Origin of the sequence: Agrobacterium salinitolerans, assembly GCF_027498475.1 — a bacterium.
Taxonomy (GTDB): Bacteria; Pseudomonadota; Alphaproteobacteria; order Rhizobiales; family Rhizobiaceae; genus Agrobacterium; species Agrobacterium salinitolerans.
Genome location: NZ_JAPZLN010000004.1, coordinates 26,126 through 46,359, shown reverse-complemented (window position 1 = coordinate 46,359; position 20,234 = coordinate 26,126). Strand labels below are relative to the sequence as shown.

At 58.5% G+C, this 20,234-nt stretch carries 21 protein-coding genes; 5 read left to right on the top strand and 16 right to left on the bottom strand.

Going from position 1 to position 20,234, the window contains the following annotated elements; translation table 11 throughout:
• Positions 1–4: 4 nt before the first annotated feature.
• Positions 5–847: a BtpA/SgcQ family protein gene (locus O9X91_RS15415; protein WP_142914102.1), complete on the bottom strand. Its 843-nt coding sequence runs from the start codon at positions 845–847 to the stop codon at positions 5–7.
• A gap of 24 nt (positions 848–871) precedes the next feature.
• On the opposite strand from O9X91_RS15415, the gene O9X91_RS15410 reads away from it, so the two are divergent.
• Positions 872–1,768, top strand: a complete 897-nt coding sequence (locus O9X91_RS15410) for a ribokinase (RefSeq protein WP_142914101.1) — start codon at positions 872–874, stop codon at positions 1,766–1,768.
• 9 nt (positions 1,769–1,777) lie between these two features.
• On the opposite strand, the gene O9X91_RS15405 is transcribed toward O9X91_RS15410, so the two are convergent.
• The 15 genes from O9X91_RS15405 to O9X91_RS15335 form a co-directional block, all read right to left on the bottom strand.
• Positions 1,778–2,548 (bottom strand): glutamine amidotransferase, encoded by a 771-nt coding sequence (locus O9X91_RS15405; RefSeq protein ID WP_269834069.1) that lies wholly within the window; start codon positions 2,546–2,548, stop codon positions 1,778–1,780.
• Positions 2,549–2,572: 24 nt separating this feature from the next.
• Positions 2,573–3,640, bottom strand: a complete 1,068-nt coding sequence (locus O9X91_RS15400) for a phosphotriesterase family protein (RefSeq protein WP_142914099.1) — start codon at positions 3,638–3,640, stop codon at positions 2,573–2,575.
• A gap of 4 nt (positions 3,641–3,644) precedes the next feature.
• Positions 3,645–4,649: an ABC transporter permease gene (locus O9X91_RS15395; protein ID WP_142914098.1), complete on the bottom strand. Its 1,005-nt coding sequence runs from the start codon at positions 4,647–4,649 to the stop codon at positions 3,645–3,647.
• A complete protein-coding gene (locus O9X91_RS15390) occupies positions 4,646–5,449 on the bottom strand; it encodes an ATP-binding cassette domain-containing protein (RefSeq protein WP_137411410.1) in 804 nt (267 codons plus the stop codon). Before O9X91_RS15390 ends, O9X91_RS15395 begins: the two co-directional genes overlap by 4 nt.
• A complete protein-coding gene (locus tag O9X91_RS15385) occupies positions 5,446–6,399 on the bottom strand; it encodes an ABC transporter substrate-binding protein (protein ID WP_137411411.1) in 954 nt (317 codons plus the stop codon). The genes O9X91_RS15390 and O9X91_RS15385 overlap by 4 nt, the downstream gene beginning before the upstream one ends.
• 32 nt (positions 6,400–6,431) lie before the next feature.
• A complete protein-coding gene (locus tag O9X91_RS15380) occupies positions 6,432–7,460 on the bottom strand; it encodes a LacI family DNA-binding transcriptional regulator (RefSeq protein WP_142914097.1) in 1,029 nt (342 codons plus the stop codon).
• A gap of 197 nt (positions 7,461–7,657) precedes the next feature.
• On the bottom strand, positions 7,658–8,050 hold the full coding sequence (locus tag O9X91_RS15375; RefSeq protein WP_077985350.1) for a GFA family protein: 393 nt from the start codon (positions 8,048–8,050) through the stop codon (positions 7,658–7,660).
• A gap of 156 nt (positions 8,051–8,206) precedes the next feature.
• Positions 8,207–9,361: an iron-containing alcohol dehydrogenase gene (locus O9X91_RS15370; RefSeq protein ID WP_077985263.1), complete on the bottom strand. Its 1,155-nt coding sequence runs from the start codon at positions 9,359–9,361 to the stop codon at positions 8,207–8,209.
• A 357-nt stretch (positions 9,362–9,718) separates the two neighbouring features.
• Positions 9,719–10,429, bottom strand: a complete 711-nt coding sequence (locus tag O9X91_RS15365; RefSeq protein ID WP_269823796.1) for an anti-sigma factor — start codon at positions 10,427–10,429, stop codon at positions 9,719–9,721.
• Positions 10,426–10,968 (bottom strand): sigma-70 family RNA polymerase sigma factor, encoded by a 543-nt coding sequence (locus O9X91_RS15360; RefSeq protein WP_269823795.1) that lies wholly within the window; start codon positions 10,966–10,968, stop codon positions 10,426–10,428. The genes O9X91_RS15365 and O9X91_RS15360 overlap by 4 nt, the downstream gene beginning before the upstream one ends.
• A gap of 134 nt (positions 10,969–11,102) precedes the next feature.
• Complete coding sequence (locus O9X91_RS15355) at positions 11,103–11,531, bottom strand: DUF2177 family protein (RefSeq protein ID WP_137411416.1); 429 nt, start codon at positions 11,529–11,531, stop codon at positions 11,103–11,105.
• Positions 11,532–11,600: 69 nt separating this feature from the next.
• Positions 11,601–11,978, bottom strand: a complete 378-nt coding sequence (locus O9X91_RS15350; RefSeq protein WP_142914094.1) for a DUF2147 domain-containing protein — start codon at positions 11,976–11,978, stop codon at positions 11,601–11,603.
• Positions 11,979–12,005: 27 nt separating this feature from the next.
• Positions 12,006–13,238: an SAM-dependent methyltransferase gene (locus O9X91_RS15345; RefSeq protein ID WP_269823794.1), complete on the bottom strand. Its 1,233-nt coding sequence runs from the start codon at positions 13,236–13,238 to the stop codon at positions 12,006–12,008.
• Complete coding sequence (locus tag O9X91_RS15340; RefSeq protein ID WP_269823793.1) at positions 13,225–14,043, bottom strand: DUF1365 domain-containing protein; 819 nt, start codon at positions 14,041–14,043, stop codon at positions 13,225–13,227. The genes O9X91_RS15345 and O9X91_RS15340 overlap by 14 nt, the downstream gene beginning before the upstream one ends.
• Complete coding sequence (locus O9X91_RS15335; protein WP_269823792.1) at positions 14,040–15,413, bottom strand: NAD(P)/FAD-dependent oxidoreductase; 1,374 nt, start codon at positions 15,411–15,413, stop codon at positions 14,040–14,042. Before O9X91_RS15335 ends, O9X91_RS15340 begins: the two co-directional genes overlap by 4 nt.
• 192 nt (positions 15,414–15,605) lie before the next feature.
• Between O9X91_RS15335 and O9X91_RS15330 the strand changes: the two genes are divergently transcribed.
• The 4 genes from O9X91_RS15330 (at position 15,606) to O9X91_RS15315 (ending at position 20,229) form a co-directional block, all read left to right on the top strand.
• Positions 15,606–16,394 (top strand): DUF1295 domain-containing protein, encoded by a 789-nt coding sequence (locus O9X91_RS15330; protein WP_142914123.1) that lies wholly within the window; start codon positions 15,606–15,608, stop codon positions 16,392–16,394.
• The gene (locus O9X91_RS15325; RefSeq protein ID WP_142914092.1) at positions 16,391–17,416 is read left to right on the top strand and encodes an SAM-dependent methyltransferase; all 1,026 of its coding nucleotides are present in this window, start codon (positions 16,391–16,393) and stop codon (positions 17,414–17,416) included. Before O9X91_RS15330 ends, O9X91_RS15325 begins: the two co-directional genes overlap by 4 nt.
• 154 nt (positions 17,417–17,570) lie before the next feature.
• Positions 17,571–19,781, top strand: a complete 2,211-nt coding sequence (locus O9X91_RS15320) for a sensor histidine kinase (protein WP_142914091.1) — start codon at positions 17,571–17,573, stop codon at positions 19,779–19,781.
• Positions 19,774–20,229, top strand: coding sequence for a response regulator (locus O9X91_RS15315; protein ID WP_077985254.1), 456 nt, complete (start codon positions 19,774–19,776; stop codon positions 20,227–20,229). The genes O9X91_RS15320 and O9X91_RS15315 overlap by 8 nt, the downstream gene beginning before the upstream one ends.
• Positions 20,230–20,234 lie beyond the last annotated feature (5 nt).

The following is a 20,234-nucleotide window of genomic DNA, read 5'->3' as shown; positions in this document are numbered from 1 at the left end:
CTTCTCAGCCATCGAGGCCGCTATGAGCCGCTGCAACGAAAGAACGTACCCGGGACAGTTCGACCGGGTTCCACCAGACACCGCCTTCCTTCAGCGATGAGGCCACGATCACGCCGCTGGTGCGTTTGAGGATGTCGACGATATTGCCTTCATTGACACCCGACCCAACCAGCAGCGGCAAATGTGTTGCCGCACCGATTTCCTCGATTTCTTCCAGGGTCGCGCTGTTGCCGGTGCGCTGGCCCGTGGCGATGACCCCGTCGGCGTCGAAGAAGGCAAGGTCGCGAGTCAGTTCATCAATGCTACGATCCGCCGTGATGGCGTGGGCGCCATGCTTGACATGGCTGTCGGCAAAAACCTTTATGTGCTCTGCCCGCAGCAACGAACGGTAGCGCATCGCCTCGGCTGCACGCCCCTCCATGAAACCCTCATTGGCCACATAGGCATTGGCCCATTGATTGACACGGATGAACTTTGCCCCGCCCGCCATGGCGATGGCGAAGGCAGGAATGGGGGCATTGGCCAGCACGTTGACGCCAACGGGAACGCCGGCGGCGCGAACGATACGGTCTGTCACAACGCTCATGAAAGCCGAGGTTTCCGGCCCGATATCGTCGGGCTTGGAAAACGGCACGTCGCCATGGTTTTCGATCATCAGACCGTGCATGCCACCTTCGACAAGCCGTTCGGCATCGCGCATGCACGCATCGTAGATGGCATCCATGCTCGCGTTGCGATAACGCGGCGCTCCGGGAAAGGCCGGGCAATGGATCATGCCGATCAGCGCCTTGCTTCGACCGAAAATTTCCTTGATAGCATTGGCCGCATTGTCGGATATGGTCTGCATTTCAGTCCCTTTCGAAAGTTCTCCATGCGCGCCTTTGTTATCGGCAATATCGCACTTGATGAAACCTATTCCATTGCCGCGCTGCCCGAGGCAGGCGCTTCAATCTTCGGCGAGCAGGCCTCGCGCAGTCTGGGTGGCAAAGGCTGCAACCAAGCCATCGTTCTTTCGCGGTGCGGCGTCGAAACCACGCTGGTCGCCGCCGTCGGCAGGGATGACCGCGCCGTTGCGATCAGAGAAGCGCTTGCCCGCGAACGCCTGACACCAAAACTCATTCCCGTCGACAGCACCAGTAGCGATATTTCCATCATTCTGACGACCCCGGACGGCGAAAACTCGATCATCACCACCCGGTCGGCAGCCGCAGCGCTTGATAAAGACGCGGCCCTGGAGGCACTCGGTGATGCCGTATCGGGTGACCTCGTTGTCCTGCAGGGCAATCTATCGGAAGAAACAACCCTCGCCATTCTCCATGCGGCGAGATCAAAGGGGCTGACGACTGCCTTCAATCCTTCGCCCCTGCAACCCTGGTTCGCAAGCCTCCTGCCGCTCATCGATATCGCCGTCCTCAATCGCATCGAGGCAGAGGTGCTATCAGGCGAGAGTGGCGCTGCGGCCGGCGCTTTTCTGCTGCGGGCCGGCGTCGGCCTCGTTGTCGTCACACTCGGCGGACAGGGCTGCGTGCTCGTGTCTGCCAATGGTGCAATCGAGGTGCTGGCCGCGCCCGCCACGATTGTCGACACCACGGGTGCCGGCGATTGCTTCGCGGGTGTTGCGCTCGCCTCCGCCACGCGTCGCGGCGTCGCCGTGGATACGCGTGCCCTTGAGGATGCCGCGAGGGCCGCAGCCATCACGGTCGGCCGCCGTGGCACGCAGGACGCCTTTCCCAGCCATGAAGAACTGACAACCATCCTGCGGGCCTGAGCCTGCCGATCACGGCTTTTCCGTCAGCCAGCCGAGAATGTTCTTCCACAGGCGCCCATAGCCGTCCCACTCGCAGAAGGCGGGAGAGAGCCAGTGGGGGCCGATGTCCGAGGTCCATGCGGCCGTGCGGCCCTGGCCGAAACGTCCGGTGACGAGCAAAGGATGGGAACCCTGATCTTCCGGCAGCCGGGCAACCACCTCGACATCGGCGCGGTCACGCACCTCGACCTCGTTCACCCCCAGCAGAAGCGGCCATTTGCCGGAAAGGCCTGCGACGGTCGGATGGTCGGGTTTAAGAATATCGGCTGTCGAGCCCTCCGGAATTTCCACACGGTCGTCCCACTGAAGGCAGGTAACGGGAAGGGTGTCTTCCACCGGCGTGCGACGCCAGCGCGCCTTGCCGTCGATGCCCTGGAAGGAAAAATAGCCGCCGACCATCAGCAGGCCACCGCCCTTTTCCACCCATGCCTTGATGAGCTTCAACCGGTTCGGCACGGTCTTGGATTGCAGCCAGACGGCGGGTGGCAGCAGGAGCGAATTCGCACCGATATCCGAGAGAATGATGACGTCATACGCGTCTAGCCCGGCCATCTCGAAGGGGAACTTTTCCACCGCATCATGGGCTGTCATGTAAGTCAGCTCATATTCGCTGCCGTCTAGCGCTTTCACCAGCGGCTCGGCACCGAGGTGAAACGTCACGCTGCCAAATTGATCGAAGCCCTTGTAGTGGGTGGCGGAGCTGACCCAGCTTTCACCGACGAGGAGCACTTTTTTTGTCATGATCTTTCCATTTCCATAGTTTCGTCAGGTCTTTGCCTGGAAGACCGAGCGCGGATTATCCCGCATGAGGGTTTGAAGGGTGGCGTCGTCGAGCCCGTGCCGCTTCAGGCGCGGCAGGAAGTGCTTGAGAATATAGGCGTAGCCATTGCCGCCATATCGCGTCAGCATCATTTTCAGGAAGACGTCGTGGGAAAGCAGAATGCGGTCGAGGTAACCGCCCTCCGCCAGCGTGACAATCGAACGGGCGGCATCCTCGTCGCTGGGGCACTGCACCTGCTGGTCGGCATAGAAAAAATCCATGCCGATCATGTCATATTCGATAAAGGCGCCGCGGCCTGCCAGTTCGCTCTGGTAGGTAAGATCCGCGTGGGAAGGGTTCATATGGCAAAGAACGGTGTGGTTCAGATCCGCACCTTGCTCCGCGACGATGTCGAGAACCTTATGCCCCAGCCGCAGCCATCCCGGCAGATGAACCATCAGGGGCAGGCCGGTGCGAACATGCGCCTGCGCCGCTCCCCGCAGGGATTTTTCCTCCGCTGCCGTGAAATCCGCGGAAACACCGATTTCGCCGATCAGGCCGATGCGGACATCGGTCCCATCGACACCGTGGAGCGCCTCGTGCACGATCTCGTCGGCTATGGCTTCGACCGTCAGCCCGGCCACCTTTTCGGGGTGAGAGGACGCAAGGTAATAACCCGCCCCCATGACGATATTGAGCCGGGTTGCCTCTGAAATCCTGCGCAGCGCCAAGGGATTTCTGCCGATACCCTGACAGGTCGGCTCAACAACCGTCTGTCCACCGGCCGTGGCGAAATCCTTCAGTTCCGCAATCGCCAGCGGTTCGTCGTCAAGCGTAATATTGTGCTTGTTGACGAAGGGATCCTGACGCAGCTCGCCGAGGATTTCCATGCAGACGAATCCCTCGGCAAGATATTGCCGCTCCGGTGTCTTGGGGGCGTGCCACCAGCAACGGCAATCGTTGAGGATGTGCTCGTGCATCAGCGTGACGCCGAGTTGATCCGCAGCGATTGCGCCGCGCACGGTCATGACCTTTCCCGACCGGATATGTCCTTCAGACAGTTCCGTGGTCATCGCATCAGCCCTTTCTCTTCGCGCCCAGGCGGAAGTTCGCGGTGAAGATGCGCGTATTGAGCCAGATTGCGGCAAGGATGATGGCGCCCGTCACGATCTGGGTGAAGAAGGGAGAGATGTGCATGAGGATCAGACCGTTGCCGATCGCGGCGATGGTCATGGTGCCCAGCACCGTGCCGAGAATGGTGCCTCGGCCGCCCATCAGCGATGTGCCGCCCAGAACCACGGCCGCCACCACCTGAAGCTCGAACCCGACTGCGGCATTCGAGGATCCAGACCCCAGCCGCGCCGCAATCATCAGGCCGGCAATGGCCGAGGCCACGCCCGCAGCCAGATAGACGGAGGCGAGAATCCATTTGGCGGGCATTCCCACACGGCGCGCCGCTTCGGGATTGGAACCGACGGCCACGACGCGACGACCATATCGGGTGCTCGAAAGAACGATATAGGCAATCACGGTGACGACGACGCCGATCAGGGCGGGCACAGGCATGCCGAGGAAATCACCCCGCCCGAGGTAAAAGAAACCGGGTGCTTCCGGTATCGGCACGGAATAACCCTGCGTGATATAGAGGGCAACGCCGCGCAGGATGGAGAGGCCGGCAAGCGTGACGATGAAGGCTGGAATGCCCTGATAGGCAATGAACCAGCCCTGCACGAGGCCAAGGCCGCCGCCGAGCACGAGCATGGCGACGACAACCAGCGGCCAGGGGTAGCCGGCTGCAAGAAGGATCGCCCCGACGGCATTGATCAGGGCAACCATGGAGCCGACGGACAGATCGATACCGCCGGTGATGATGACGAATGTCATCGCGACGGAGACGATCAGGATAGGTGCGGCCTGACGGACGACGTTCAGAAGATTGCCGGCCGTCAGAAACGTATCCGTCGTCGCGGAGAAGAACACCAGGCAGAGGGCAAAAAAGGCCGCGATGGAAAGCACCTGCGCATTTTCGGCAAAAAAGTCCGAAAGCGGTGAGCCTTTGGCGCGTTCAGTATAGACGGTCAATGACGTTGCCCTCCCACGATCAGTCTTACGAGATCCTCAAGGCTGGTGTCGTTGATCTGGCGCTCCGCCACCTTGGTGCCCTCATACATGACGGCGATGCGGTCACAGACCCGAAAGAGATCCTGAAGACGGTGGGTGATGAGAATGACCGACACGCCCTTCGCCTTGACGCGATTGATGAGCGAAAGCACCGCTTCCACCTCCGCAACGGCGAGCGCGGATGTCGGCTCGTCCATGATCAGGACCTTGGGATTGAAAGAGGCCGCCCGCGCGATGGCGATTGCCTGCCGCTGGCCACCGGACAGTTTTTCCACCTTCGCGGTGAGACGCGGAATGCGGATTTCCAGCGCATCCAGCATCTTGCGGGCTTCCGAAAGCATGGTTGGCCGGTCGAGAAACGGCCCCCTGGTAATCTCGCGTCCGAGGAAGAGATTGCCGACGACGTCGATGTGGTCGCAGAGGCTCAGATCCTGAAAGACCATTTCAATGTTGCGGTTACGAGCATCGGCGGGGCCTGAAAAGCGAATGGCTTCGCCTTCCATCGTGATCGTGCCTTCATCGGGTATGTAGGTGCCGGAAATCACCTTGGTGAGGGTGGATTTACCGGCCGCATTGTCGCCGACGAGACCGAGGCACTCGCCGGGGAAGATATCGAGATCGACGCCGCGAAGCGCCTGATGCGAGCCGAATGTCTTGCGGATATTGCGCAGGGAGATACGCGCTTCACGGTCGGGCTGCCGGGAGAGAAGATCTCCCCCGGCGCCGTCGACAGCGCCTGTGTGCTGTCCGGCCGCAATCATTTGAAGACCGCGCGGTAGGGTTCGACGTTGGCCTTGGTGACGATGGTAACCGGCACGGCGATGGTCTTTTCAACGGTGCCGCCGTCGGAGACGGTCTTGAGCGCCTTGACCGCCGCTGCACCCATGGCGGAAGGATCCTGCTGGATGACGCCTGCGACATAACCCGCATCGATGCCGGCAATCGCCTGTTTGGTCAGGTCCCAGCCAAACACCTTGATGTCTTTCTGCTTGCTCTGGCTTTCAACGGCGGCGACCGCTCCAAGAAGAGCCGGTTCACCCGTGGCATAAATTGCGGTCATATCAGGATTGCCGGTGATGAGGTTTTCCGCTGCCGACAGTGCGGTGTCCTGAACGTTCTGGCCATCGACGACGCCAGCCGTCGTGATGCCGGACTTATCCTTGATCGTGTCTTCAAAGCCCTTCTGGCGGATGTTCTGGATGAAGGAGTTCAGCGCGCCGACGACGCCGATCTTTGCCTTGTCGCCCATGTCCGACTTCACGTAGTCGAGGAAAAATTGCCCCATGTCGGCGCCCGCCTTGCCATTGTCGACGCCGATCTGCGCTTTTTGCGGCCCTTCCGGCAAAATGGCGTCAATCGCGACGACGGGAATATTGGCGGCAGCAGCCTGCTTTACGGCCGGCATGATACCGTTGACATCGATGGCGACCACGGCAATGCCGTCCACCTTCTGCTGGATATAGGTCTCGATCGCGCTGTTCTGGGCGGCGGGATCATTGTTGGCGTTGAAGATCACCAGCTTGACGCCGGCTTCCTTGGCGGCCTTTTCCGCGCCTTCATTCATCTGGTTGAAAAACAGCGCCTGCTGGTTGATCTGCACCAAGGCGATTGTTTTTTCGGCGGCGGTGGCAAGACCGGCAGACAGGGTCGCGCCGGCAAGAACGGTCGCAGCGAGCGCTGCGGAAAAATATCGACGTTTAAAATTCAGCATTATCGTTCTTCCTCTGTTGGTTTCGTTGCTTTTTATTTGATCGCGGGCGGCGCAACGGATTCACGCACGACGATTTCGACGGGCAATAGCTCCTCTGACAGCAAAGGAGGTTCCTGGTCCCAATTGGTTTCGAGCAAAAGCGACAGGGCGCGTTGGCCAATGGCGCTGACAGGCTGGCGAATGGCGGTGAGCGGCGGGGCAAACAGATGCAGCGGTCCGACATCATCGAAACCGATCATCGACACATCTTGCGGGATACGCACGCCTTCGGATCGCAGAACTTCGATGAAGCCGATGGCGATTTCGTCCGAACTGGCGAAAACAGCCGTTGCCGGGCGCCCCTCATCCAGAAAGCGGCGCGCGGCAGCCCGGCCAAATTCCACTGTATATGCGCCGCAATATCTGGAAATCGAAAGCTCTGCCTCCGCCACCCGCTCGGTGAGAGCAGATTTTAGACCGCGAAAACGACGCTCCGTACTGATCATGTCCTCTGGTCCTCCGACATAAAGGACATGTTTATGCCCATGCATAGCCAGATGCGCGCCAGCCAGACGACCGCCCTGCTCATTGTCGCAGAAGAGTTTCGGCACGGTGGCGCCGGGCACGTCTTCATCGACCACCACGACCTTTCCGGTGGTATTGATCAGCTCCGCCAGTTCATCGGTATTGGGGTGGTTCGTGATGAAAACGAGCCCATCGACATGATTGCGGGCAAGCAGACGAAGATAGGACAATTCCCGACCCGTACGGTTCAGCGTGGCGAAAAGCGAAAGGGCAAGTCCTCGCCTGTCGGCTTCTTCTTCCACGGCCGCAACGAGCATGCCGAAAAACGGGTTTCCAATATCAGGAACGACAAGGCCGATCGTGTCCGAGCGCCCTCGGCTCAAACGTCTGGCATGGGGATTGGGCACGTAATTGAGTTCACGGATCGCGGCCTCGATGCGCGCTTTCGTTTCTGGCGGCAGCTCCAGCGTGCCGTTCAGAAGCCGCGATACGGTCGCAACTGAAACGCCTGCCGCCAAGGCGACATCTTTGAGGCTGGTCGCAGGGTTTCGCGCCATCACACTCCCGCTTTCTGTTCCACTCTACCGGGTCTTTTCGACCTCTGTTTGGCTTGTAAAGCGATTTACTAAACCGCTTTACAAAAAAGTCTAAAAGCTAGGCCGAGTCAACACGGTTTTATAGCCTCTTTAAAATTTGTCTGTTTCACCGGAGCCGGATCAGGGGACCTGAAAGCCCATGGCTGAGCCTTGCAGCTTCATTTTTCTCCAGAATCTCGAATAGATAGAGACACCCAGGCATGGCGGGTCTCCTCATAAACGCTCTGCGTTGGTTCCATGGCGCTTGAATCTTCAAAACAGCCCAAGGCGATGGCGACGAGCCTGGGCCGAAATTCCGGTAACCAATAAACCGTGGATCCGCAGGCGGGGCAGAAGCGGAACTCCAGGTTCTTTCCGCTATCTCCGGGCCGCATGTAGGTTTTGTACTCTCCCGACGCAGTGACTTGATCGGCTTCATAAAACACTGCGACGCCGAACGCTGAGCCGGTGCGATGCTGGCACGCACGACAGTGACAAACGGATACCTTGCGGGGTTCTCCATTTGTCACGACAGTTAGCTGACGACATGAGCAATGGGCCAAGCGCACAATGTTGTTCCCAGTTCTGAACCCGGACTTTTCGGCTCCGAATATCCCCGCCACAACCGTATCGGAGCAGTCGACTTTGATAAAGGTAACAGTCGGGAAGAATATCAGAACTTTTGCGCCGACATGTCGAAGTGGAGATATGGAGGCGCTGACCCTTGCCTACCAAGCATCTTCGTAGATTCTGGCGGCATCGGACAGCAACACCGTGCGTGGATTGTTAACCAGCAGGCGTGTCTGTTCCATCGCATTTTCCGCCAGCAAGGCAAGCCCGTCTTTTGGTATTCCAACATCTCTCAGTCGCACCGGCAGGTTCAGGCGCACGGGAAGCAAGGCCAGCCCTTCCAGGAAGCCGGCAAGTCGTCCTGACCTGTCGGCAGGCTCCAGCTGAGGAAAAAGACATGGCGCCAGTTCCGCATAGGCATCGCCGCACACCGTTGCGTTGAAATGCAACACATGCGGCAGGACCAGGCTGTTGGAGAGCCCGTGTGGAACATGATAGAGACCGCCAATCGGGTAGGCGAGAGCATGAACGGCCGCCACCGGCGAGTTGGCAAAGGCCTGACCGGCCAACATCGCACCAAGCAGCATGGCCTGTCTGGCAACCATGTCGGTCCCGTTCTTTACGGCGGCCTCGATATTTGCTCCAAGTAGCCGGAGCGCCTCTTTGGCAAGTGTGCGGGAAACAGGATTGTTGTTCGCGCTTGCGGAGGTGAAAGCCTCGATGGCGTGGACCATCGCATCAATTCCCGTCGCCGCCGTTACCGACGGAGGAAGGCCGACTGTCAGACTTGCGTCCAGGATGGCCGCATCCGGCAGCAGGGTTGGCGACACGACGCCCTTTTTCTGGTGTGCATCCGTGGTAACGATGGAAATCGGTGTGACTTCCGATCCGGTGCCTGCCGTCGTCGGCGCCAGCACCAATGGCAGGCGTTCACCGGTCACCTTGCCGACCCCGTAGATATCGCAGAGCGCTTCACCGCTCCTTGCCAACAGCGCCACGAGTTTCGCGACATCGAGCGATGAGCCGCCGCCGATGCCCAGTATGCCGGTGGCCCCGAATTCGATTGCACGCGCCACAGCGTCGTGGATGACGGCTTCCGGAGGATCAGCGACAACGCCGGTGAAGATCGATGTTTCGGCCCCGCCCTCCGAAAGACTTGCAAGGGCGGGCTGAACAAGCCCAGCCCTGACGACGCCATCGTCGGAAATTACCAGAATACGCGACCCAAGCCCGGTCTTCAGCTCCGAAAGTCTTGAGATACTACCGGGGCCTGCGATTATCTGCGGGACGGTTGCGAATGTGAATGTGGACATCTTATCGGTCTCTCACTCATGCCATTTGACGAGATGCCGATAGTGATGCGGCTGGCGCATAAGGACAAGACCATTTCGCCGGACAATGCTCGTCGGATAGGGTGCATCGGAGTTGGTGGTGTCGGCTGATGCGGCCGCAATCCCGTCCTCGTCCACAATTGCCGGTTTCTGGCGCGGAAAGCTGCGGAAACCCGGCCGCAACACAGCATTTTTTGCCCAAATACACCCGTTGTGCATCCAGCATGTCGTTCACCGAAATCAAGGGCATCGTCGGTTTCGGAGACTGACCGTTACAACCCATCTCCTATCGTGACGCGTTCATCGGGACTCGCCTCGAAATCGGGAAGCGCTAAACCTTCATCCCCATCGCGCAGTGCCGACAGCGATAACAGGGCCGGTTGCCTGACCAGTCGGCGAGCCGCCGAAAGGTTCGACGCTGATGGCGAAGGTTGTGCCTTCGGTGATGCTGTTGCGCATGTCGGCGGGGATGATGAGGTCGCCATTCGTTCCGGGCTGGAAAACGCCGAGCGAGCGGGTCTTGCCGCCGTCCATCACCAGCCACAATTCCAGTGATTTTTCGTCGGTCTTGCCGGTTGCAACAGGCACAATCCGCATCCGTCCGGATTCCGCGTCGTAGGAGGCAAGGAGATTGACCTGGCTGTCCGTCGTTGCAAGTTCGGCCACCAGCGGTGCGGTGCCCTGCCGCTTTTCGGGGAAGGCGGCGTAAACGACGGCGGCAACGGCGGTTGCGCTGGTGGCAACCGAAATCCAGCGCCACAAGGATGCGGAATTCCACAGGCTGCCATTGGTATTGACGGCCTTGCTTCCGAACAGTCGTTGTTCGATACGCTCAAGAACAGTGGCGCTCGGTACGTGCTCCTCGTAATCGGCATTGAAGTCGGAAAATTCCGCTTCCCAACGCTGTACCAGCTGTGCGAAGGCCGCGTCGTCCTGCATGCGTCGTTCCAGTTCCCGACGCTTTTCAAGCGGCAGGACGCCCAGAACATATTCACCGGCGAGGATATCGTCGCGCGAATGCTTGCCGCCGCTCTGTTCGCCCGTCGTCATCGCTGCATGCACTCTCTGAGTTTGAGGAGACTGCGTCGTAGCCAGGTTCTGACCGTGTTGAGCGGCACGCGCAATTCCTCGGCGAGTTCGAGATAACTCAAGCCCTCGACATAGGCCCGGCGAACCGCCTGCGCGTGTACGGTCTCAAGTTCGCGCATGCAGTCTTCGATCCTGCGGCCTTCATCGGCGAGAACGATCTGCTGCTCAGGATCGCGGACGCTCTCGTCGGCAAGATCGTAGGCTTCCTCGATGTCATCGGTTATGGGCTTGCGCGCCCGGATCGTGTCGATGGCATGGTTGCGGGCAATGGCGGCAAGCCATGTGGTGGGTTTTCCGGCACTGGCGGCGAATGTTCGGGCCCGCTGCCAGACCTTGATATAGATTTCCTGCAGAGCCTCTTCGGCTTCCGTCCTGTCCCGCAGGATTTTCAGGCAGATTGCGAAGAGCTTCGGACTGGTCGCCTGGTAAAGCGAGACGAATGCTGAACGATCACCCATGCCGACGCGGTTGATAAGGCTTGCGATCTCTGTGGCCTGCATTCGAACCTTCCTTGCTGCGTCTCCCTTATAGAGCCGTCTTTCGCAGGAAGACAAGAGATGTATGCCGGGAACCCGGCAACGGATACGCTGCAGGGGTATCGGAACGAAGCTGCCGGTAAGAGAGGATGTCGTCATCACAGGCCCGCCGGATTTTCCAGTGGGCCGACGAGCCGCGCCGTTATGAGATAGCCGATTGTGGCCGCCGCTGCGGAGACGAAGGTTCCCCATAAAAGATCGGCGACGGTCAAGGTCGTGGACCAGCTTTTCAACGTCGCCTGATTGGTCAGGTCGTAAGTGGCGTAGGCCATGAAGCCGACCACCGCGCCATAAAGCAGCGCGGTCGTCCATTCCCCCGTCTGAAAGGCCGGGCGAACCGCAAGAAAGGTCAGGCCGGCGGCATAGATGAGGTAAAAGACGACCGCTGGAGCAAGCCTGAAATTGTCCGCCAGAAGATCGCCGATAGCCGGGCGGTAAAGGCGCGACGCCATCGTACTCAACCAGATGAAATCGATCACCAGAAAGGCGACGAGGGTAACAAGGTATGCCGCGAAATAGGTCTTCATCGGTGTTTTCCTTTGCAGGACATTGATGCGGAAGCGAAGATGCGAGGGCAAAGCAATGTGGAGATGTGGCTAGTCGATCCTTGTCCAGTTTATGCCCTTGCACAGCAGACCGGCGACGATACAGCCTTTCGTGGTCATGCCGTTGCCGTTCACTGTCACTGTTATACTGTAGGACTTGTCACGCTGGGGGTCGAAAGCGGTGCCGGAATAGCTGCCCGCCTCTGTCTGCTTTATGTCCATGATCAACTGGTCCCCGGTTTTTTCTTTCGGGGTTCCCGGCTTGATCCAGGTATTTGTGGCGCAGATATTTTCGCCGCAGGGCGCGATCATTACTTTCGCCTTGCCGTCTCCGCGCGCCCAGTTGCCGTCGATATCGGCCGCCATGGCGCTGGATGCAACCAGCAGTGGCCACAGGACGGAAGCAGCTGTCAATCCATTGATCATCATTGTCTCACTCCGTAGTTTGGTCCCGCCTTATCCGTGTTCGATGGTGTAGAATCCGACGTTTATGGTCCCCTCGGCAAAACCTGCCTCGCAATAGCAAAGGTAATAATCCCAAAGCCGCCGGAAGCGGTCATCGAAACCGAGCAGGGATATCGTCTGCCACCGCGCATGAAAACGCTGACGCCATTCGGCGAGCGTGAGCGCATAGGACTGGCCAAAAAGCTCCTTATCCGTGAGCTTCAGGCCGGCCTTGCCGACCGCCTTTTCGAGCGCGTCATTCGAGGGCAAAAAACCGCCGGGAAAGATGTATTTCTGGATGAAATCCGCCTTACGCCGATATGTATCGAAGCGGCTTTCTTCAATCGAAATGATTTGCAGCACAGCGCGGCCGCCGGGTTTCAGGCATCTTTTCAGCGTTTCGAAATAGCTTGGCCAATAGGCTTCGCCGACTGCTTCGAACATTTCGACGGAGACAATCCTGTCGAATTGGCCATTCAGGTCACGATAATCCTGCAGTCTCAGATCGATGCGGTCCGTGCTGTCGGCTTTTTCCGCTGCATTTTTTGCCCATTTCAACTGGGAGGGGGAAAGGGTGATGCCGGTGACGTTGGCTTTGGCCTGGGTGGCAAGGTGAATGGCGAGTGCGCCCCAGCCGCAGCCGATCTCCAATATGTTTTCGCCGCCACTCAATTGCAGTTTATCGACAATGCGTTCCAGTTTTTTCAGTTGGGCGGCCTCGAGCGTAGACGCCGTGTCATCGAAGATCGCCGATGAATACAGCATCGAAGGATCGAGCCATTGCCGGTAGAACTCGTTGCCGAGATCATAATGTGCTTCGATATTACGGCGGCTGCCCCGTCTGGTATTGGCATTCAACCTGTGCGCAGTGCGGTGGAGAAGGCGCATGGGCAGGCTGCCGCGCATCGACCTTGTGAACGCCTCGCGATTTTGGGCCGCGAAGCGAATAAGCGCCGTCAGATCCGGTGTTGTCCAGTCGCCTTCGATGAACCCCTCGGCAAAGCCGATGTCGCCGTTCAGCAGCATTCGCCGGAGCGCGCGCCAGCTATGCAGGACAATGGTCGCCTCGCTGCCATTTGTTGCGCCGGATTTTTCAATGAAACCGCCGCCGGGAAGAATAACATGTAATCTTCCTCGGTCGATATTGCTCAACAGCCGGCTGATGAGCCACATGCCAGGGCTGATGCGGCGGTCAAGACGCGTATTTTTCACCGATGATTCCGTGAGATTGTCAAACGGGGTCATGAATTTTGGCCTCGGTTTGCGACGATGAAGGATGAAGGAAGGAGACTGGACTGGCAGGCGGCAGCGGACGTTTTCTGAAACGCACACCCTTCAGCCAAATTTTCAGCGCCTCCCAATGAATGCCCAGAATGACCTTGAGCGTCAGGAGGGGGATGGCGAAGAAAGCTTTCACAAGTGCGCTGTCCGTCAACTCGACACGTCGGGCCAGATGGCGGGCGGTCAGGACCAGGCCGTCATCGTCGAAAGTCTCGATGACGATTTTCAGCCTGTCGCCGGGTGGGGTGACGCGGAAAACATAACGGAGATCCATGTCCATGAAAGGCGAGACATAAAAGGCCTTTTGGCATCGCTGGACGATCTCGGTCGATTTGCCGGCTTCCACGGGGATCAGGTATGCGTGTCTCTCGCCAAACGTGTTGTCCACTTCCCAGAGGATAGCTTTGAGCGACAAGTCGCGCCCGTAACAGAAGAAGACACTGAGTGGGTTGAAGGCCCAGCCGAGCACACGCGGCATGGTGAGCAGACGTATAGGTCCTCCGTCCACCGGCATGCCTGCCGCCGTCATGGCTGTTTCGATCTGCTGGCGCAGCCCGATGGCGCTGCGGCTGCCGCGGTCCCTGCTGTGGAATGAGAAAAGGTTGAACCGGTCTACGGAGAAAAACCGCAATTTTCGGTCGAGCACATTCAACTCATCGAGGTCGAGGAGCAGCGAATAAATCCGGTAGGCGAGTTTATGGGTTTTCGGCTTGAAACGCGCATGCGTTACATGGCCGGGAAAAAGCGCCGAGTTGAGGGGAGACGTCATGCCATCACCTCCATCACTTCCGTGCCTGCCGCAACTGTCGCCAAATTCAGGCGAATGATCCGGCCATTGTCATCGGCAACCTTCCATGGGCGGGATACGCCGCCAAGATCTTCGGCGACGGCGAGGCCGGCCTGGAGGCCGTCCTCGTGGAAACCGGATCCGAAATAAGCGCCGCAGAACCAGGTGTTTCGCAGGCCTTGCAAGGCCCATAGCTCCTGACGCATCTGTTCGGTGCCAGCGTCAAAAACCGGATGGTGATAGGTTTCCTCGGCGATAATTTTTCCTTGATCCGGTTCCCGCGCCGGGTTCAGCGTTACGAAAACGTCCGGGATTTCGCCCAGCGGCTGAAGCCTGTTCATCCAGTAGGTAATGCTCGGCTGGCCCGTTTTAATGCACGTGTCCGCCACATAGTTCCAGCTTGACCAGGCAGCGCGGCGGCGCGGCATGAAGCTGCTGTCGGTGTGAAGCACGGCGCGGTTTTGGGTATAGGTAAAAGCGCCGAGAATGCGCCGTTCGGCGCGTGTTGCGTCGGCAAGGATGTCGAGCGCCTGATCCGCATGGGTTGCGATCACCACCTCATCGAAGCGCACGGCTTCGCCGTCCGCAGTAGTGATTTCGACGCCGTCCGGCAGGCGGTGGATGCGCTTCACCGGTGTCGAGAGGCGAATTCGATCCGCAAAAGGCGCCGTGATGCGTTTCACATATTCGCGCGAGCCACCGACGACGGTGCGCCAGACCGGCCGATTGCGCAGCAACAGCAGGCCGTGATTGCGGCAGAATTTGATGAAATGCGCCGCCGGATAACGGCCGACCTCCATGGCCGGCGTGGACCAGATGGCCGCAGCCATGGGATAAAGATGATCGTCGCGAAACGCTGAACCATACCGGTTGCGGGAGAGATATTCATCGAGAGACAGATCGCCCATCACATGCAGGTCGCGTGGGGCGTTGCGGTAAAAGCGCAAAAGGTCCGCAAGCATCGCCCAGAAACGTGGCCTCAGGATATTGGACTTCTGGGCCAGCAGGCCAAGGCCGGTTCCGCCGGAATATTCGAAACCGCCATCATCCAGAGAAACAGCGAAAGACATGTTCGAAGCCGCCGTGGCCACGTCCAGTGTTCGAAAAAGAGCGGTGAGATTGGGATAGGTCTGCTCGTTGTAGACAATGAATCCGGTGTCGACATGGACTTGTCCGTGGTCCGTCCTGAACGTCACCGTATTGGTGTGGCCGCCGATGCGATCAGCAGCTTCGAAAACAGTTACATCGTGCCGTTGCGACAAAAGCCAGGCCGCCGACAAACCGGAAATTCCCGTTCCAACCACGGCGATGCGGCGCCGGCTTTGTTGTTTTTTCGCTTCGGTGTCGACCATTTTTCCTCGCTATCGCATTGCCAATCCAGTCTTTGGGTCTGCGACATGTACGAGGAGGGCGCCCGATCAGTTTCACCGGCGCATTGATTTTCTGAAATTTTGTTCGACGCCTGAAACTCTTTTGCCGGTTCGGCCGTATTTCCCATCACGAAACCCGACCTCAAACTGTTCACAAGGGCGAGCAAAGTGGTGATATTTTCTGTTGTCCTGGCGCTGGCCATTCTTATGTCGCTTCTGATGGCAGGCGCCTGGGCGTTGCAGAGAGCAACCGGTTCAAGCGGCTGGATCGACACGGTGTGGGCGGCGAGCGTCGGGCTTGGCGGAATTTTCGCTGTTGTTTTCGCCGGCGGAGACGGCTGGCGGCGCGGCGCTACACTTTTCCTGGTCGTTGTCTGGTCCCTGCGGCTTGCCGGCCATATCGGCATGCGCACGCGAGGAGGCGGGGAAGATCCCCGTTATGCAAAGCTTATGGAGCAATGGGGGAGCGCTGCCGCCCTGCGGCTCTTCATCTTCCTGCAAATACAGGCAATCGCTGCTTTTGTGCTCGTTCTCGCGGTCTATCTCGCCGCAAGCAACACCCATGGTTTTCCGCGTATCGTTGACGTGATCGCCATGGTGCTTGCCCTTGGCGCGCTGGCAGGCGAAGCGCTCTCCGACGCCCAGCTCTCGAAATTCAGAAAGACCGCAGCGGCAAAAAACAGTGTCTGCGAAACCGGCCTGTGGCGTTATTCCCGCCATCCCAATTATTTTTTCGAATGGCTTTTCTGGTGCAGTTTTCCGCTGCTGGCCATTCAGGGGCCGGCCTTGTCATGGGCGTCGCTCGCCGCACCGGCGATGATGTACTGGCTGCTTGTCCATGTCTCCGGCATTCCGCCGCTTGAAGACCATATGCTGCAATCGCGCGGGGAAAAATTCCGCGCCCTTCAACAACGCGTCAACGCCTTTTTCCCGGGGCCGCGCAAGAACGAGGACAGGCCATGAACATGCTCGCACTCGCCATCAACGCCGCCGAGCGCACGCCGCTTAGCGATAGCGTGACGCTTGCCGGAATAGATATGCTCTGCGGACGGACGAAGCGGCGGCTTGCCGCCATCCCAGCCGATGCGGAAGAGGTTTTCGCGGCGGATATGGTGAAATTTCCCGTCGCCAGCCATACCGACGACGCGAACAAACAGCATTATGAAGTGCCAGCGGCATTTTTCGCGCTCGTTCTGGGAGAGCATCGCAAATATTCCTGCTGTTATTATGATGATTCAACGGCGACGCTGGATGAAGCTGAAAATGTTGCTTTGGCCAAGACCTCGGCCCATGCCGACCTTGAAGACGGCATGGATATTCTGGAACTTGGCTGCGGATGGGGTTCGTTGTCACTTTATATGGCCGGCCGTTTTCCCAATGCGCGTATCACGTCAGTCTCGAATTCCGTGTCGCAGCGCGAATATATAATCGGTCGTGCGCGAGAATCTGGGTTTTCAAACCTCTCTGTAATAACGGCCGATATGAATGATTTCACGACGAACGATCGCTTCGACCGTATCGTATCGGTGGAAATGTTCGAGCACATGTCGAATTGGCGCGTGTTGTTTGAGCGTGTTCACGCGTGGCTGAAGCCGGACGGCAGGTTTTTCATGCATGTGTTTAACCACCGCGACCGATCCTATCGTTTCGACCATAACAATCCTGCCGACTGGATCGCCCGGCATTTCTTCACCGGCGGCATCATGCCGGCCTTTGACCTTCCCCATCGTTTCAACCAGCTTTTCACCGTCGAGCGGGAGTGGCGCTGGTCAGGGTCGCACTATCGTCGGACAGCTCTCGATTGGCTCGAAAACTTCGACAGAAAAATTGATCGCATCCGACCCATTCTGCAACAAACCTATGGCGCCGATGCGCGGCTTTGGGAAAGGCGGTGGCGATTGTTCTTCTTGGCCACCGCGGGGCTTTTCGGGCATGATGGTGGTGACGTGTGGGGGGTGGGGCACTACCTCTTGAAGGCGGTTTAGTGTCAGCGCCCCGCAATCGGCATGGGCGCGTTTCAAAAACCGCTCTCGAAACGTTTGCCGAAACCAACGTTTACATCCCCGCAATAATGAATAGGCTGGCCGCATCTTTTGAGCAGGTCGAACGTTCTTGCACAAGGAGCAGCTGGAGAAAGTTATGAGTTCAGTTACGCCGAAACTGGATAGTTGCGGCGCCGAGCCCATCCATATCCCCGGCGCTATTCAGGAGCATGGGGCTCTTCTCGTCTTGTCTGCGCGGGAATTTTCCGTGGTGCAGACCAGTGACAATTTCGCTGACTATATTGGCGGGGCAGTGCCGATCGGTGCCGTTGCAAGCGAGGTGGCGTTGCCGTTTCTCGCAGCATTGTCCGCCTGGTATTCCAGTGAAGAGAGCATTTTCCGATATGTCTGGGCCGAAAAGAAACTCGATGTTTCGGCGCATCGATCCGGCCCTCTGATTATCGTTGAGGTGGAAAAGACGAGGGAGGGCGAATCGGCTGAAAGGCTGATGGGCGAACTCACCCGTCTGGCGCAATATCTGAATAGCGCGCCGTCGCTGGAAGATGCGCTTTTTCGAACAGCGCAACTGGTCTCCGCAATCAGTGAGTATGATCGCACCCTGATTTACGACTTCGGGCCGGACTGGAGCGGCCACGTCGTGGCGGAAGCCGGTAGCGGGGCTTTGCCGTCTTATCTTGGACTACGTTTTCCGGCGGGTGATATCCCGCCGCAGGCGCGGCAACTCTATACCATCAACCGTTTGCGAATGATCCCCGATGCCAATTATCGGCCCGTCCCGGTGAGACCGCAGGTGAATGCGGAAACGGGGGCGGTACTCGATATGAGCTTTTCACAGCTGCGCAGCGTGTCTCCGGTTCATCTTGAGTATATGCGCAACATGGGCACGGCCGCTTCCATGTCGGTGTCGATCATCGTTAACGGCGCCCTGTGGGGCCTGATCGCCTGCCACCACGCCACACCTCATGCGGTGTCCCTTGCCGTGCGAGAAGCCTGTGATTTTGCGGCGCAGCTGCTGTCGATGCGGATAGCGATGGAGCAGAGTTCTCAGGATGCATCCCGCCGCGTGGAGCTTGGCCACGTTCAGGCGCGTCTGCTGAAGCGGATGGCGACTGCCGAAAAATGGGTTGACGGTCTGATTGCAGGCGACGACGAAAGAGAAGACCTGCTGAAACAGGTGGGAGCCGATGGTGCTGCGCTTATTCTTGGCGACAAATATGAACTGGTCGGTAAGACGCCTTCACGGCAGCAGGTTGAAGAGCTTGTCCTGTGGCTTGGTGAGCAGGATGTCACCGATGTTCTTGCGACCGACAATCTGGCAGGTGATTACCCTGCTGCTTCGGCCTATGCATCCGCCGCCAGCGGGATTATCGCGATGCGGGTTTCGGAACTGTATGGAAGCTGGCTGATCTGGTTTCGGCCGGAGGTCATAAAGACGGTGCGATGGGGCGGCGATCCGCACAAGACGGTGCAGGAAAGCGGACGCATCCATCCGCGCAAGTCCTTCGAAATCTGGAAGGAGCAATTGCGCGGTACGGCGTCTGCGTGGTCGGAGCCCGAGCTTGCAGCCGCAAGGGAGCTGCGCAGCGCGATCATCGGTATTGTCCTGCGCAAGGCGGAGGAAATGGCGGATCTGACGCGGGAACTGCAACGGACCAACAAGGAACTGGAGGCTTTTTCCTATTCCGTTTCGCACGACCTGCGCGCGCCTTTCCGCCATATCGTCGGTTTTGCGCAATTATTGCGTGAGCGCAGCAACGCCTTGGACGAGAAATCCCTGCATTATCTTCAGATGATATCCGAGGCGGCGCTCGGCGCTGGCAGGCTGGTGGACGATCTTCTGAATTTTTCTCAGCTTGGCCGCACGCAGATTGCCATGAAGCCGGTCGATATGCAGAAGGTGGTGAGCGAAGTCCGCCGTTCTCTCGATCCGGCGGTTGCTGACCGCCAGATCGAATGGCGGATCGGAAAACTGCCGGTGATATTCGGAGATCCGACCCTGTTGCGGCAGGTCTGGTACAATCTGATCGAAAACGCCATCAAATATTCCTCCCGGGAGCCGATTTCGATCATCAGCATTTCAGCGGTTGAAGGCGAAGACGACGTCACCTATTCCGTCGAAGACAATGGTGTCGGCTTCGATATGGCCTATTACGGCAAGCTTTTCGGCGTGTTTCAGCGGCTTCAGCGTGTCGAGGATTTCGAGGGCACGGGCATTGGACTTGCGTTGGTGAGACGAATTGTCGAGCGCCATCACGGTTCGGTCGGCGCTGAGGGAACTGTCGGTGAGGGAGCCACGTTCTCCTTCCGATTGCCGATTGTGAAGATTAAAGAGGACGACATTGCCTGAACTCAGACCTATTCTGCTGGTGGAAGATAATCCGCGCGATCTGGAATTAACGCTGACCGCTCTCGAAAAATGCCAGCTGGCGAATGAGGTGGTGGTGGCGCGCGACGGCGCCGAGGCGCTCGACTATCTCACTGTCACTGGCAGCTATCACAACCGGCCTGCCGGCGATCCGGCTGTCGTCCTTCTCGATCTCAAACTCCCGAAAGTGGACGGGCTTGAGGTTTTGCAGAGGGTAAAGGGCGCTGATCATCTGCGGCACATTCCGGTCGTCATGCTGACGTCATCTCGAGAGGAGCAGGACCTGGTGCGGAGCTACGAACTCGGCGTTAACGCCTTTGTCGTCAAGCCCGTGGAATTCACACAGTTTTTTAAGGCTATACAGGATCTCGGAGTTTTCTGGGCTCTCCTGAACGAGCCGCCACCCGGTGCACGTCGCAATGGTGGATGAGGCGG